Genomic DNA, 14867 nt, shown 5'->3' on the forward strand with positions numbered 1-14867 from the left:
AATCTCCTGTGTTTCATCCTTTGTTTTTCTGTTTACTGCAATCAGAAGGTTTGCCCCAGCGAGAACTGGAACACCTGAGTATCATCGCCCGGCTTGTCATTAAGCGGTTTCGCCAGGCTGAAAGCAAGCGGACCCACTGCCGTAATCCACTGGAAACTCACACCAGCCGCGGTCCTCACTTCCTTCAATTCCGGGTCGAAGCCGCGATCGGTATCGAACACCTGGCCTGCGTCAAGGAAGAAGGAAGTACGCATGGAACGGGTGTCGCCCGCAAAAGGTGTCGGGAAAATCAGCTCCAGGCCGGCTTCAGTCAGCAGGTTGCCACCGAAGGGGTCCGGACTGGAGAAATCAAACTCTGCCGGCTCAGCACGATTACCAAGGGAGTTTGCCCGGTAACCACGCACCGAACCATAGCCACCCGAGTAGAAGTGCTCAAAGAACGGCATCTGGGTACGATCGCCATAGCCATCCCCGTAACCCACCTCAGTGCGAGCCCTCACCACCCACCGCTGCGTATCGACCAGCGGGAAATAAAAATCTGTTCTGTGGGTGGCCTTATAGAACGTGAGGTCACTTCCGGGCACCGCCACATCCAGCGATAGAGAATGGCTATAACCGCGAGTAGGCAGTACGCCGCGGTTCAGTGTGCTGCGCCGCCAGCTGCCGAACAGGAAATAGTTGGTAAACGAATCACCTTCGTCGGCAATGAAGTCACGCACCTCAACCGAGGAAAAGATGCCGGGTTTGAGGTTGGATTGAGTGACACCCACACCGAAATTGAGCCGGGTGATGGCATCTGTCGGATACCCGAAGGTTAATCTGGCGCCATATTCATCCAGCAAGTAGGAGGAGATATCCTGCTCTTCAAAATCGGTTTCTCTGGCAAACAAACTGAAACCACGGCTGACGCCGTCGACAGTGTAGTAGGGATCCAGATAGGAAATATTGGCGCTTTTAACAGAATCGCTGACGTTTACACCAAACGACACCCGCTTACCTGTACCGAAGAAGTTGTTCTCGGAGACTGCAGCACCGAGGATCACACCGGAGTTCTGGGAAAAACCGATCGACGCTGACAAGCTGCCCGTCGGCTGTTCACGGACACTGTAATTCACATCCACCAGATCATCGGTTCCAGGTACTGGGACGGTTTCGACGTCTACAGTCTGGAAGAAGCCCAATCGCTCCAATCGGGTTTTTGAGAATTCTATGCGATCAGATGACGCAACGCCCCCTTCCATCTGGGTCATTTCCTGACGCAACACTTCATCCTTGGTGGAGATATTGCCCTCAAAATTCACACGCCTGACGTAAGCGCGCTTGCCCGGCTCGATAAAGAAGGTCACCGCCGCTGTATTGTCTTCGCCGGGTTCCGGGACCGCATTGACGTTGGCAAAGGCATAGCCCTCGCGCCCCAGGCGGAACGACAACGCCTCAGAGATGGAGGTCATCTGGGCGCGGGAGAATACATCTCCCTCCTTAACCGGGATCAGTTTGCGCAACTCTTCTTCTTCGACGATCAGGTTGCCGCGAAGGCGAATGTCCGAAATCGTATACTGGGGGCCTTCATCCAGGGAGATGGCGATAAATACCTGCTGCTTGTCCGGTGAAATGGACACCTGGCTGGATTCTACGGTGAAATCCAGATAACCGCGGTCAAGGTAAAATGAACGCAACGATTCCAGGTCACCACTCAGGCGCTCCCGGGCATACTTGTCTTTATTGGTAATGGAATTCCACCAGCTGCTGGTGCGCAACTCAAACAGGCTGATCAGCTCTTCATCACTGAAATCCTGATTTCCAACAATATTAATGTGCTTGATTGAGGCAACAGTGCCTTCGTTGATATCGAGACGAACCGCTACCCGGTTTCTGGGAAGTTCTTCAGCCGTGGCACGCACTCGCGCGTTATAACGGCCCTGTGCGATATAGGAGCGCAGGATCTCAAGCTCCAGCCGTTCGAGGGTCGCTCTACGGAAAACCTGACCTTCTTCCAGCCCGGCGCCCGCCAGCGCATCCATCAACATATCGGTTTCGATGTTCTTGTTGCCGTCGATCTCAATGGACGAAATGGAAGGGCGCTCCTTGACCGACAGAATGAGTACACCGCTGTCACGGCTGGCTTCGATGTCGGTAAACAGACCGGTCCTGAACAACTCCTTGATGGCATTGGCCAGACGGGTCTCGTCGATCTGCTCGCCAATGTTTACCGGAAAAGCCGAGAAGACGGAGCCCGCTGAAACCCGCTGAAGGCCTTCTACCTCGATATCCGCTACCGTGAATTCATCCGCCAGCACAGGCTTGATACCAGTTGCGGTAATGGCTAGGCCAACGGCTACAGCTAGAAGGGAACGTCTCATTCAGTTATATCGCCTGGTTAATGTGCGGTAAGGAGCCCGCAATTCTCACAACCGCATCAGGTCGTTGTAAAGAGCAAACACCATTAAAGTCAGAATCAAAGCCATACCAATTCGTAATCCAAGTGCCTGAACCTGTTCAGATACCGGCTTTCGGCGTATAGCCTCGATGGTGTAATACACAATGTGGCCACCGTCCAATACAGGAATCGGCAAAAGATTCAGCACCCCGAGGCTGACACTCAGGTAGGCCAGAAAACGGATAAAATCTTCAAACCCGGAACTGACACTGGCCTCAGCCACCCGGGCAATGGTTATCGGCCCACTCAGATTGGTGGGCGACAACAGGCCCGTGACCATTTTCTTGATGGCCACCAGCGTCAGTCGGGTATCCGCCCAGGTTTCATGCACCGCATTCGGAATGGCCGCAAAGGGGCCGTAACGGACTTCACGCAGCAACTCGTCTGGCCAGGTGATCGCTTCGACACCTGCACCCACGAAGCCAATTTCCTGGCCGTCGTCGAGGGTTCGGGTAGCCGGGCGAACGGTAAGCTCCAGGGGAGTGCCATCACGCTCTATGGACAGCTCAAGGTCGGTTTCCGGCGCATTCCTGATGTAGTCCACCAGGGCAAACCAGTCGGCCACCGGCTCGCCGTCCACGGCAACAATACGATCGCCGCTCCGAAGCCCTGCGGCAGCAGCCCGGCCATCACTGGTGACCTGCCCCAACACAGCCGGCACCGCCGGTCGCCAGGGCGTGATACCGAATTCTGCCAGGGGGTTAGGCGTATCATTGCTCAGACGCCAGCCATTCAGGGCTCCGTCGACTGTGCCTCTTGATCCATTCTGTGACACCTCAAGTGTCACCAGGCCCTGTTCTCCGGTTCGCTCCAACAGGCGCATATTAATATCACGCCAGGACGTCACCCGGTGACCATCCACAGCATGGATTTCCATGCCCTGCTGCAACCCTGCCCTCTCGGCCACACTGCCGGGCGTCACATCCCCTACCACCGGAGCAACGGTTGTTACGCCCACTACGCTCAGCAACCAGTAGGCGAAGATGGCAAACAGGAAATTTGCCAGCGGGCCGGCAGCAGCGATGGCAATTCTCTGGGACGGCGGCTTGGAGGTAAAGGCCTGATCTTTCAGGCCCTCCGGTACGGGGCCTTCCCGCTCATCAAGCATCTTCACGTAGCCGCCCAACGGGATCGCCGCCACTGCAAACTCGGTCCCGTGGCGGTCGTACCAGGAAAACAGAGGTTTACCGAAGCCCACGGAAAATCTGAGCACCTTGACGCCACACCGCCGAGCCACCCAGAAGTGACCATACTCGTGCAGGGTCACCAGGATTCCCAGTGTTAATGCAAGTGCCAGTACGGTTTGAATAATCTGCATAGAGTTTCCGGTTTGAGGCCGTCGGCCAACATGAACATTCTCGCAGGACTCAGACAGACAGCAGGCTTATCTGTTCCCTGGCCCGGCTACGAGCCTCGGCATCCTTGGTAAATATGGTGTCGAAGTCGCTCGCTGGGACGACCGGTGTCGCCGCCAAAGTCCGCTCTATGATAACGGGGATATCGGCGAAGCACAGCTTACCGTCCAGAAACGCCTCCACCGCCACTTCGTTGGCGGCATTCAGCACCGCTGGTGCCGTGCCACCACTGGCGAAAGCCTCGGCGGCCAGCCGCAGGCAGGGGAAGCGCTGGAGATCCGGTCGTTCAAAATGGAATTTACCAATGGCAAACAGGTCCAGAGGTGCAACCCCCGCCTCAATACGCTCGGGCCAGGCCAGCCCGTTGGCAATTGGCGTACGCATGTCCGGGCTTCCAAGTTGAGCCAGAACAGAGCCGTCCGCGTACTCCACCATGGAATGGATAATACTCTCCGGATGAACGTGAACCTCAACCCGGTCTGGCGTGGTATTGAACAGCCAGCAGGCTTCAATCAGCTCCAACCCTTTGTTCATCAGCGTGGCGGAATCGACCGAAATCTTCTGGCCCATCGACCAGTTCGGGTGCGCACAGGCCTGAGACGGAGTAACACTGCGGAGCTCTTCTGCTGCCATGGTTCGAAACGGCCCACCAGAGGCGGTCAACAGGATCCGGGTAATACCGGCGGCCTTCGGATCCCGAATTTTGTCTGCTGGCATGCACTGGAAAATGGCGTTGTGCTCAGAGTCGATGGGCAGCAACTCCGAGCCTGAGGCGATTACCGCGTCCATAAACAACTGGCCCGACATCACCAACGCTTCCTTGTTGGCCAGCAGTACCCGCTTTCCGGCCCGCACTGCCGATAAGGTTGGCGCCAGGCCCGCAGCGCCAACAATGGCGGCCATGACTGTATCGGCGTCGCTCGCAGCAGCCACGGCACAGAGGCCTGCCTCACCCCCGAGCACCTGGGTATCCGGGCAATCGGCCAGCAACTCCCTGAGCTCGTCCGCAGCGCGCTCACTGGCCATGACAGCTACCTTGGGGCGAAACTCCCGGCACAGGGTTGCCAACTCCCATGCCCGCGTGCCCGCTGTCAGCGCGTAGACCGAGAACCGGCCCGGGTGTCGGCGAATCACATCCAGGGTGCTGAGCCCGATGGAGCCCGTTGCCCCCAATACGGTAATGCAACGTGTTGTCATAGTTACCAGTGACCGGTGGTCAACCAACCCAGCAGGGTGATTATCAGGGCAAATACAGGAATGGCGGCAGTCAGGCTATCGATGCGATCCATGATCCCGCCATGGCCGGGCAGCAATTGACTGCTGTCCTTGATACCCCGGAACCGCTTGAGCATGCTTTCAAGAAGGTCGCCCAGCACCGACACAAAACCGGTGACCAGTGTGGCAACGATCAACAGAGCCATTTGAACAGGCGTGGCGCCAGCCAGCTGGCTGGCGACAACGGCAAGCAAGGCGACCGCCGCCAGGCCACCCCACACACCGGCCCAGGACTTACCGGGGCTGACCCGGGGCGCCAGTTTGGCCTTGCCGAACGCTCTGCCCGCAAAATAGGCGCCAATATCCGCCACCCAAACCACAAGAAATATATAGAGAATCGCCAGGCGGTTATCTGCCAGGTCACCAAACTGAAAGCCTCCGGTTCGCAGGTGGTTCAACCCCACCCAGGCCGGTATCAGCACCAGCAGGCCCATCACCGCTCGCACTGGCACGGCACCCCAGGAATCCGATCCAGCCGGATACCGGCGCACCAGCCAGAAGCACACCAGCCACCAAATCACGGCAAGCCAGAGCACAGCCACCGAAGGCACGTTCAGCAGCCCATAGAGTAACGCTGCAACAACAGCGGCGTAGATAACCCGGCCCGGCTGCGCCTCAATGCCGGACATATTCGCCCATTCCCAGGCACCCAGAGTGATGATCGCGCCGGTGAACAGGGCAAACCCCAGGGGTGATGTAAAAAAGATGCCGCCAATCGCGATGGGAGCAAGAATAAGAGCTGTGATGATGCGGGTTTTTAACACGGTATAAGTCGCTGTATCGTTATTGTTGTGAAGCTCGCGCCGCGATCTGGTCGTCGGTTTGCCCGAAACGACGCTGGCGACGGCTGTAGGCTTCCAGTGCCTTGCGCATTTCCTCAGCCTTGAAATCCGGCCAGTAAACGCTGGAAAAGTAGAACTCGGTATAGGCCAGGTGCCACAACAGGAAGTTGCTGATGCGCTGCTCGCCGGCGGTACGGATCATCAGGTCCGGCATGGGCAGGTCGCCGATACTGAGGTGCTGCTGGATCAGGTCGTCGGTAATGTCTGACGGTTCAAGTTGACCAATCCGAACCTGCTCTGCCACCTTCCGGGTTGCCTGGGTTATGTCCCAGTGGCCTCCGTAGTTCGCCGCAATCACCAGGGTCATCGCCGTGTTGTCGCGGGTCAGCGTCTCGGCTTTCTCCATGTGCTCCTGAAGCGTTGGATTGAAAGCCGAGCGATCGCCTATTATGCGCAAGCGGATATTGTTGCGATGAAGCTTCCGGACCTCGCGCTCAAGGGCAATCAGGAAAAGCCTCATCAAAGCCGACACTTCGTCTTTCGGGCGACGCCAGTTCTCGCTGGAGAAAGCGAACAGGGTGAGCACCTCCACCCCTTCCCTGGCGCAGGTTTCCACCACGGCCTTTACCGCATCCACACCAGCCTTGTGACCAGCCACTCCTTTGAGCCGATGGGCCTTGGCCCAGCGGTTATTGCCATCCATGATAATGGCCACATGCCGGGGACAGTTGTCTGCCATCACCGGAATTTCTGCGGTTATTTGTGCCGTCATGAAACCCTCTGTGCGGCGGAGCATCCACCCCGCCGCGTGCTTTCTACTGAATGGACCTGGCGGTCAGACCGCCATCAGGTCCTCTTCCTTCGCCTTCAGCATCTTGTCGACTTCAGCGATGTACTTGTCAGTCAGTTTCTGGACTTCGTCTTCGCCCCGGCGCTGATCGTCCTCACTGATCTCTTTTTCTTTGAGCAGGTCTTTGATCATGCTGTTGGCATCGCGGCGAGCGTTACGGATGGACACCCGACCATGCTCGGCATCCGCTTTCGCCTGCTTGACCATTTCCTTACGGGTTTCTTCGGTCAGCATGGGCATGGGCACACGAATCACATCACCGCTGGTAGACGGATTCAGTCCCAGATCCGACGTCATGATGGCCTTTTCGATGGTGGGAACGAGATTCTTCTCCCAAGGGGCAACCATCAGGGTGCGATTGTCTTCAACGTTAACGCTGGCAATCTGCTTCAGCGGCGTTTCCTGACCGTAGTAGTTCACCATCACACTGTCCAGAATCGCAGGGTGGGCACGGCCGGTGCGAATCTTGTTGAAAGCCGAGTGCAGAGCCTCCAGGCTCTTCTTCATCTTCTTCTCGGCATCTGCTTTGATATCGTTTATCACGTCAGCATCCTCGAAACGTTCGTCTGGTTATAGTGCAGTATCCGGCCATCTTTCCGCAGCCGGCAACCAATTATTCAATCAATGTGCCTTCTTTCTCGCCAGTCACAATGCGGGTCAGAACGCCCGGCTGGCTCATATTGAACACGCGCAGCGGCATACCATGATCCCGGGCCAGGCAGATAGCCGTGAGGTCCATCACCCCGAGCTTTTTGTCCAGAACCTCATCGTAGGTCAGGTAATCGTATTTTACAGCGCTGGGGTCAAGATGGGGATCCGCATTGTAGACACCGTCAACCTTGGTGGCCTTCAGCACGGCATCGGCCTCGATCTCGATACCCCGCAGGCAAGCGGCGGAGTCTGTGGTGAAGAACGGATTACCGGTACCTGCGCTGAAAATAACCACGTCACCCTCTTTCAGGTCACGTACTGCGCGCCGGCGGTCATAATGCTCAACAATGCCGCTCATTGGAATGGCAGACATCACACGGGTCCGGATATTGGAACGTTCAAGCGCATCACGCATGGCCAGACCATTCATGACCGTGGCCAGCATACCCATGTGGTCCCCCGTCACACGGTCAAGGCCTGCGGCACTTAGCGCTGCCCCCCGGAACAGGTTACCACCGCCAATCACCAACCCCACTTGTACGCCAATACCGACCAGGGCACCGATTTCAAGCGCCATGCGATCAAGAACTTTGGGATCAATACCGAAATCGTGATCGCCCATCAGGGCCTCGCCACTGAGCTTCAGCAGAACACGCTTGTATCTGGGCTGGTTTTTTGAAGATGTCGGCATGGTGATCCCCTTATCGTCTGTTGGCTATCCGGCGCAAACCCGTTGCAGGCTTGTATCTGACATACTCCTCGAAAAAGGGGTATCTCAGATACAAGCCCGCCACGAAAGCCGGGCGTACCCGACTGACGTGGCAGACTCAGGTAAGCACTGCCACCTTGCGTGACAGCGCTCAGAAGAGGATCAGGCCTTGCCTGTGCCAGCGGCAGCAGCCACTTCAGCAGCGAAATCCACTTCTTCTTTCTCGATGCCTTCACCCACTTCCAGGCGAACGAAACCAACCAGCTCGCCACCGGCCGCTTTGATCAGGTCGCCCACTTTCTGGTCGGGGTTCTTGACGAACGGCTGCTCAATCAGGCTGTTCTCAGCCAGGAACTTCTTGATGCGGCCACCCATCATCTTTTCGATGATCTCAGCAGGCTTGCCTTCCATATCCGGCTGCGCCTTGATGATCTCTTTCTCTTTTTCCAGCTCTTCAGCCGGCATGTCGTCGGGCTTGCCAACGCGCGGGTTAACAGCAGCCACGTGCATCGCGATGTCACGAGCCAGCTCTTCGTTACCTGCAGTCAGGGCCACAACAGAGGCAATCTTGTTGTTGCTGTGAACGTAACCGCCCACAACCGGACCTTCCACCTTGATGATGCGACGAACCGTGATGTTCTCGCCGATCTTCTGAACCAGCGCCTCACGCTTGGCTTCCAGATCGCCAGCCATCAGGGCCGCAACGTCGGTTTCACCTTTTTCGAAGGCAACGTTCAGAACGTCGTTGGCGAAGTTCATGAAGTTGTCGTCACGAGCAACAAAGTCTGTCTCGGAGTTCACTTCCAGAATGTAGGCAACGGTGTTGTCGTCAGACACTTTAACCAGAGACACGCCTTCAGCGGCGGTACGGCCGGCTTTCTTGGCGGCTTTCAGACCGGAAGACTTGCGCAGCTCTTCGATTGCGGCGTCAACGTCACCACCGGCTTCAACCAGTGCCTTCTTGCATTCCATCATGCCAAGGCCGGTACGCTCACGCAGCTCTTTGACCATTGCAGCGGTAATTGCAGCCATGTTCAGTCCTCTTAATCGTTTCCGAATTCGGTGGGGAGGTATGCCCGGATTAACGAGCGGGCATACCTTACAACTCAAACGTGAAGTTTAAGTGTTACTCGGCAGCCGGAGCGGCGCCCGCAGCGTCTTCGCTGACTTCAACAAACTCGTCAGCGCCAGCGCCTGCAGACTGGGAAGCTTCCAGGCAGGTATCGGCAACAGCCTTCACGTAGATCTGGATGGCGCGGATGGCGTCATCGTTACCCGGGATTACGTAATCAACGCCGTCCGGATCGCTGTTGGTATCAACAACACCGATAACAGGAATACCCAGCTTATTGGCTTCCTTGATAGCGATACGCTCGTGATCCACGTCGATAACGAACAGCGCGTCAGGCAGGCCGCCCATATCCTTGATACCACCGATGGAGCGCTCGAGCTTGTCCATTTCACGGGTACGCTCAAGGGCTTCTTTCTTGGTCAGCTTGTCGAAAGTACCGTCTTTGCTCTGGGCTTCCAGATCACGGTAGCGGCGAATAGACTGACGGATGGTCTTGTAGTTGGTCAGCATGCCACCCAACCAGCGATGGTTAACGTAGGGCTGGCCGGAACGCTGAGCTTCTTCCTTGATGATCTTGGACGCAGCACGCTTGGTGCCAACGAACAGGATCTTGTTCTTGCTCTCTGCCAGCTGCTGAATCACATTCAGCGCTTCGTTCATGGCAGGAACAGTCTGCTCAAGGTTGATGATATGAATCTTGTTGCGGGCACCGAAAATGTACTTACCCATTTTCGGGTTCCAGTAACGGGTCTGGTGACCAAAGTGAGCACCTGCTTTGAGCAGGTCACGCATATTTACCTGAGCCATGATATTTACCTTTTAGCTTCGGGTTAGTCCTCCACGCGTCCGATTGCCCCAACCAGCCTCCTTTAAACAGGAGCTGGCACCCTGGGACAACGTGCTGACACGTGTGTGAATTTGCCGGATTCGTTTCCGGCGGGCGCGTTTATACCATAAAGCGACACCGGGGTGCCATTATTTTTAGCGCAACCCTATAGTCACGATAGCAGGCAGCTCGCCTTGTACCTGACCCCTCAGGCCCTTAAAATGCCTGTTTGATGCAAATCAACAGGTATAGCGATGCAAGTATCCATCAAGACTCCCGAAGAAATTGAAAAAATGCGCGTGGCCGGCCGGCTGGCGGCCGAAGTTCTGGAAATGCTGGACGAACACGTAAAGCCCGGAATTTCTACCGAGGAGCTCAACAGCATCGCCCACGATTACATCGTCAACAAACAGCAGGCTATTCCGGCGCCGCTCAACTACAAGGGTTTCCCGAAATCCATCTGTACATCGGTCAATCATGTGATCTGCCACGGTATCCCGACCGAAAAGAAAATTCTGAAAGACGGCGACATCATTAACATTGACGTCACCGTTATAAAGGATGAGTACCACGGCGACACCAGCAAGATGTGGGTCGTTGGCAAACCCAAGCCCGGTACCGAACGCCTGATCCAGATCACCCAGGAGTGCCTATATAAAGGTATTGAACTGGTCAAACCCGGCACCCGCCTGGGCGACATTGGCCACGTCATCCAGCAGCATGCCGAGAAACATCGTTATTCCGTGGTAAGAGACTACTGCGGCCACGGCATTGGCAAGGTGTTCCACGAGGAGCCGCAGGTGATGCATTACGGCAAGCCCGACACCGGGATGGAACTGCAGGAAGGCATGACCTTCACCATCGAACCGATGATCAACCAGGGCAAATACCAAACCAAGCTGATGGCCGATGGCTGGACGGTGGTCACCAAGGACCACAAACTGTCTGCCCAGTGGGAGCACACCATCCTGGTGACCGCTGACGGCTATGAAGTGCTGACCAAACGATCGGAAGAGTCATTCTAAGTGGACCGAAGCGAGCTGGAATCCCGTATCAGCAACGACACCTCACCGGTATTTGCCGCCAGGGAACTGTTACGGGAAAGCTATAATGCTGACGCCGAAGCTTTCCGCCAGGGTGCCGATGTAAGAGCCCTGGTTCATGCCAGAGCCAACACCATAGACAAAGTGCTCAGGCTGATCTGGAATCGGTACCCATTTTCCCGCTCCTCCGACATTGCCCTGGTCGCCGTCGGCGGCTACGGGCGCGGCGAACTACACCCCCACTCAGACATAGACCTGCTTATCCTGACCCGCCACGGCATAGAAGAGGCCTGGCAGGATGACCTGGGCGCATTCGTTACCCTGCTCTGGGACCTCAAGCTGGATATCGGTCACAGTGTGCGCAGCATGGAAGAGTGCCTCTCCTCCGCCCGGCAGGACATCACCATCCTGACCAACCTGCTGGAGACCCGAACCATCGCCGGCCCCGATGGACTGCGGGCAGAGCTCAGTGAGCTGGTCTATTCCGACGAGGTCAGCTCGGATCGTGACTACTTTCTGGCCAAGCGGGAAGAGCAGCAACAGCGCCACAAAAAGTACGGCGACACCGAATACAACCTGGAGCCGAACGTTAAAGGTTCCCCCGGCGCGCTTCGGGACATCCAGACCATCGGCTGGATCACCAAACGCCACTTTGGCCTGCAGAACATTGCCGACCTCACCCGCTTCAGCATTCTGACCGAAGAAGAACACCAGATCCTGCACCAGGGCGAAACCTTCCTCTGGCAATTGCGTTATGGCCTGCAACTGATCGCCGACCGCAATGAAAACCGGCTGCTGTTTGACCATCAACGTGCGCTCGCGGAAATGCTCGGCTACAAAGATGAAGGCAAACGGCTGGGCGTAGAGCTGATGATGCAGTCCTACTACCGCACGGTGCTGGCCCTGGCGGAGCTGGCTGACGTTATCCTGCAGTACTACGACGAAGCCATTATCGGCGAGGGCAGTGAAGACGAAATCCGCCCCCTGAACAAACGCTTCCAAATTCGCAACCTGTATATAGAAGCCATCAACAACCAGGTATTCGCCTACGCCCCCTACGCCATCATGGAAATCTTCGTACTGATGGCCCAGCACCCTGAAATCAAGGGCATCCGTGCGACCACCATCCGCTCCTTAAGGGCTCACCGGCACCTGATTGACGACGCCTTCCGGTCCGACCTGGCAGTCACCACCCTGTTCATGGAACTGTTACGCACGCCACACGCCCTGGACCAGACTCTGTCTGCCATGAAAAAGTACAACGTACTGGGCCGCTACCTGCCGGAGTTTGGCCAGATCATCGGCCAGATGCAGCACGACCTCTTCCATATATACACGGTCGATGCCCACACCATGCGCGTGATCCGCAATATGGCGCGGCTGAACAGTACCGACGTGCGCAATGAATACCCCCTGGCCTCCCGGCTGATTCATCGGTTGCCCAAACTGGAAACGCTGTTTATTGCTGGCCTGTATCACGATGTGGCCAAGGGCCGTGGCGGTGACCACTCAGAACTGGGCGCCATTGACGCAGAAGCCTTCTGTGAACGCCACCACTTGAGTGAGCGGGACACCCAGCTGGTGTCATGGCTGGTGGAAAACCACCTGCTGATGTCCATGACCGCCCAGCGCAAGGACATTTCAGACCCGGACATCATCCAGGCCTTTGCCCGCGCAATGCCCAGCCAGGCCCATCTGGATTACCTGTACATTCTTACGGTGTGCGACATCAGCGCCACCAATCCAAAACTCTGGAACACCTGGCGCGCATCCTTGCTGCGCCAGCTTTACATTGAAGCCAAGCGCGCCTTGCGCCGTGGCACCGACACGCCAGTAGACCGCCAGGCCTGGATACGCGCCACCAGGGAAGAAGCCCGTCAAATCCTGCACGCACAGAATATGACCGATGAGCAGATTGATCCTATCTGGGAAACCGTAGACGAGGACTACTTCCTGCAGGATTCCACCGTGGATATTGCCTGGCAGACGGCAGCCATCATTCGCCACGGCGACAACCCGGACCCATTGGTGCTGATTCGTGACACCCGGGGCGGGCCGACAGACGGTTACTCACAGATCATTATCTACATGAAAGACCGGGTTGCCCTGTTTGCGGCAACCACGGCGGTGCTGGAACAGCTAAACCTGAACATCGTGGATGCCCGCATCAACTCCAGCGAAGGCCCCCACTCGATCAGCTCCTACGTGGTATTGGATGAACAGGGTCAGCCACTGGGCGTTGATCCGGCCCGCAAGGAAAGAGTGCGCAAGCGCCTGATCGAAGAACTCGATGACCCGGAAGACTACCCGGACATCATCCACCGGCGCACGCCCCGGCAGCTGAAGCACTTTGCTTTCCCAACCGAAGTGACGTTTTCCAATGACACCATCAATCAGCGCACGGTGATGGAAGTCATCACCCCGGACCGCCCCGGCCTTCTGGCCCGCATCGGCCAGGTGCTGCTGGAACACCGGGTGCGACTGACCAACGCCAAGATCGCCACCCTGGGCGAGCGCGTGGAAGACGTGTTCTTCATCACCGATGAACACGGAGAGCCACTGCGCGACCCGGGCGTGTGCCAGGCCCTGCAACAGGACCTTTGCAAAATGCTGGACGACATTCAATGAACCCGAATCTCGAAAGACTTCACCCTTACCCGTTTGAAAAGCTGGCCAAACTGAAAGCCGGCATTACGGTGCCTGAACACCTGAAACCCATCTCTCTGGGAATTGGCGAGCCCAAGCACCCATCACCCGCATTCGTGAAACAGGTGATCGCCGACAACCTGGACAAACTGGCCAACTACCCCACCACCAAAGGCATCGACGAACTGCGCGAAGCCATCGCCACATGGGCCAGCAAGCGCTTTCAACTGGCCGAGGGCACCCTCGACCCAGCGCGCAACGTGGTTCCGGTCAACGGTACCCGTGAGGCCATTTTCGCCCTGGTTCAGGCGGTGGTCGATACCAGCAAACCGGCCACCGTGGTAAGCCCGAATCCGTTCTACCAGATCTACGAGGGTGCCGCTTTCCTGGCCGGCGCCGACCCCGTGTACCTGCCCTGTGATAACAGCAACAACTTTATTCCGGATTTCGACGCGGTGCCGGAATCAGTCTGGAAAGACTGCCAGGTCTTGTTCCTGTGCTCCCCGGGTAACCCCAGCGGCGCAGTCATCCCCCGGGAGACTCTGGTAAAGGTTATCGAACTGGCCGACCGTCACGACTTTCTGGTCGCCTCCGATGAATGCTATTCCGAACTCTACCCGGACGAAGCCACCCCGCCCGAAGGCCTGCTGCAAACCTGCGCGGCCATCGGTCGTCACGACTTCAAGCGCTGCATTGTGTTCCACAGCCTGTCCAAGCGCAGCAACCTGCCCGGCCTGCGCTCCGGCTTTGTGGCCGGTGATGCCGAGGTACTGACCGGCTACCTGAAGTACCGCACCTACCACGGCTGCGCCATGCCCGTTCACAACCAGTTGGCCAGCATTGCCGCCTGGAGTGATGAAGACCACGTGCGGGAAAACCGCGCCGCCTACCGGGCCAAGTTCGAAGCGGTGGTGCCCATCCTGCGCGAAGTGATGAACGTGGACTTCCCGGATGCCGGTTTCTATCTATGGCCGGAAACGCCGATGGATGATGAAACCTTCGCCAAGGAGCTGTCTGCACAACAGAACGTGCACGTGCTGCCCGGCCGGTACCTGTCCCGAACGGTAGATGGCCACAACCCAGGTGAGAACCGAGTGCGCATGGCGCTGGTAGCACCACTGGAGGAGTGTGTGGAAGCAGCCCAGCGAATCGCGGAGTTCGTCAGAAATTACTGATTAGCCACGGACTCTCACAGACGCTCACGGACAAGTGATTAGGAGT

General features: G+C 57.1%; 12 protein-coding genes. 3 read left to right on the forward strand and 9 right to left on the reverse strand.

The genetic code is table 11. The features are described from left to right. Positions 1 to 41: 41 nt before the first annotated feature. The 9 genes from bamA to rpsB all read right to left on the reverse strand — a co-directional run bounded on the left by bamA (position 42) and on the right by rpsB (position 9938). Positions 42 to 2360, reverse strand: coding sequence for an outer membrane protein assembly factor BamA (gene bamA, locus J122_RS17600; RefSeq protein WP_061333432.1), 2319 nt, complete (start codon positions 2358 to 2360; stop codon positions 42 to 44). A gap of 45 nt (positions 2361 to 2405) precedes the next feature. Continuing rightward, positions 2406 to 3755, reverse strand: coding sequence for an RIP metalloprotease RseP (rseP, locus tag J122_RS17605; RefSeq protein ID WP_061333433.1), 1350 nt, complete (start codon positions 3753 to 3755; stop codon positions 2406 to 2408). 49 nt (positions 3756 to 3804) lie between these two features. Beyond that, positions 3805 to 4989: a 1-deoxy-D-xylulose-5-phosphate reductoisomerase gene (ispC, locus tag J122_RS17610; RefSeq protein WP_061333434.1), complete on the reverse strand. Its 1185-nt coding sequence runs from the start codon at positions 4987 to 4989 to the stop codon at positions 3805 to 3807. Between the two features lie 2 nt (positions 4990 to 4991). Further along, the gene (locus tag J122_RS17615; protein WP_061333435.1) at positions 4992 to 5831 is read right to left on the reverse strand and encodes a phosphatidate cytidylyltransferase; all 840 of its coding nucleotides are present in this window, start codon (positions 5829 to 5831) and stop codon (positions 4992 to 4994) included. 19 nt (positions 5832 to 5850) lie between these two features. Next, the gene (gene uppS, locus J122_RS17620) at positions 5851 to 6621 is read right to left on the reverse strand and encodes a polyprenyl diphosphate synthase (RefSeq protein ID WP_061333436.1); all 771 of its coding nucleotides are present in this window, start codon (positions 6619 to 6621) and stop codon (positions 5851 to 5853) included. A gap of 63 nt (positions 6622 to 6684) precedes the next feature. Then, on the reverse strand, positions 6685 to 7242 hold the full coding sequence (gene frr / locus J122_RS17625; protein WP_061333437.1) for a ribosome recycling factor: 558 nt from the start codon (positions 7240 to 7242) through the stop codon (positions 6685 to 6687). Between the two features lie 70 nt (positions 7243 to 7312). Continuing rightward, on the reverse strand, positions 7313 to 8041 hold the full coding sequence (gene pyrH / locus J122_RS17630) for a UMP kinase (RefSeq protein ID WP_058090258.1): 729 nt from the start codon (positions 8039 to 8041) through the stop codon (positions 7313 to 7315). Positions 8042 to 8221: 180 nt separating this feature from the next. Beyond that, positions 8222 to 9091: a translation elongation factor Ts gene (tsf, locus tag J122_RS17635; RefSeq protein WP_061333438.1), complete on the reverse strand. Its 870-nt coding sequence runs from the start codon at positions 9089 to 9091 to the stop codon at positions 8222 to 8224. A 94-nt stretch (positions 9092 to 9185) separates the two neighbouring features. After that, positions 9186 to 9938: a 30S ribosomal protein S2 gene (gene rpsB / locus J122_RS17640; RefSeq protein WP_058090260.1), complete on the reverse strand. Its 753-nt coding sequence runs from the start codon at positions 9936 to 9938 to the stop codon at positions 9186 to 9188. Between the two features lie 273 nt (positions 9939 to 10211). Here rpsB and map point away from each other — a divergent pair, with 273 nt between their 5' ends. From map to dapC, 3 genes are read left to right on the forward strand one after another with little or no spacing between them, the layout of a single operon-like run. Then, the gene (gene map, locus J122_RS17645) at positions 10212 to 10982 is read left to right on the forward strand and encodes a type I methionyl aminopeptidase (protein WP_061333439.1); all 771 of its coding nucleotides are present in this window, start codon (positions 10212 to 10214) and stop codon (positions 10980 to 10982) included. Beyond that, positions 10983 to 13628: a [protein-PII] uridylyltransferase gene (locus J122_RS17650; RefSeq protein ID WP_061333440.1), complete on the forward strand. Its 2646-nt coding sequence runs from the start codon at positions 10983 to 10985 to the stop codon at positions 13626 to 13628. Beyond that, a complete protein-coding gene (dapC, locus tag J122_RS17655) occupies positions 13625 to 14821 on the forward strand; it encodes a succinyldiaminopimelate transaminase (protein ID WP_061333441.1) in 1197 nt (398 codons plus the stop codon). Before J122_RS17650 ends, dapC begins: the two co-directional genes overlap by 4 nt. Positions 14822 to 14867 lie beyond the last annotated feature (46 nt).

Source organism: Marinobacter excellens LAMA 842 (genome assembly GCF_001574445.1).
In the GTDB taxonomy this organism is placed as follows: domain Bacteria; phylum Pseudomonadota; class Gammaproteobacteria; order Pseudomonadales; family Oleiphilaceae; genus Marinobacter; species Marinobacter shengliensis.

What these genes read in the sequence shown, in the direction of transcription:
- bamA (WP_061333432.1), bottom strand. Translation starts at nt 2,360, where the DNA reads ATGAGACGTTCCCTTCTAGCTGTAGCCGTTGGCCTAGCCATTACCGCA.
- rseP (WP_061333433.1), bottom strand. Translation starts at nt 3,755, where the DNA reads ATGCAGATTATTCAAACCGTACTGGCACTTGCATTAACACTGGGAATC.
- ispC (WP_061333434.1), bottom strand. Translation starts at nt 4,989, where the DNA reads ATGACAACACGTTGCATTACCGTATTGGGGGCAACGGGCTCCATCGGG.
- uppS (WP_061333436.1), bottom strand. Translation starts at nt 6,621, where the DNA reads ATGACGGCACAAATAACCGCAGAAATTCCGGTGATGGCAGACAACTGT.
- pyrH (WP_058090258.1), bottom strand. Translation starts at nt 8,041, where the DNA reads ATGCCGACATCTTCAAAAAACCAGCCCAGATACAAGCGTGTTCTGCTG.
- tsf (WP_061333438.1), bottom strand. Translation starts at nt 9,091, where the DNA reads ATGGCTGCAATTACCGCTGCAATGGTCAAAGAGCTGCGTGAGCGTACC.
- rpsB (WP_058090260.1), bottom strand. Translation starts at nt 9,938, where the DNA reads ATGGCTCAGGTAAATATGCGTGACCTGCTCAAAGCAGGTGCTCACTTT.
- map (WP_061333439.1), top strand. Translation starts at nt 10,212, where the DNA reads ATGCAAGTATCCATCAAGACTCCCGAAGAAATTGAAAAAATGCGCGTG.
- dapC (WP_061333441.1), top strand. Translation starts at nt 13,625, where the DNA reads ATGAACCCGAATCTCGAAAGACTTCACCCTTACCCGTTTGAAAAGCTG.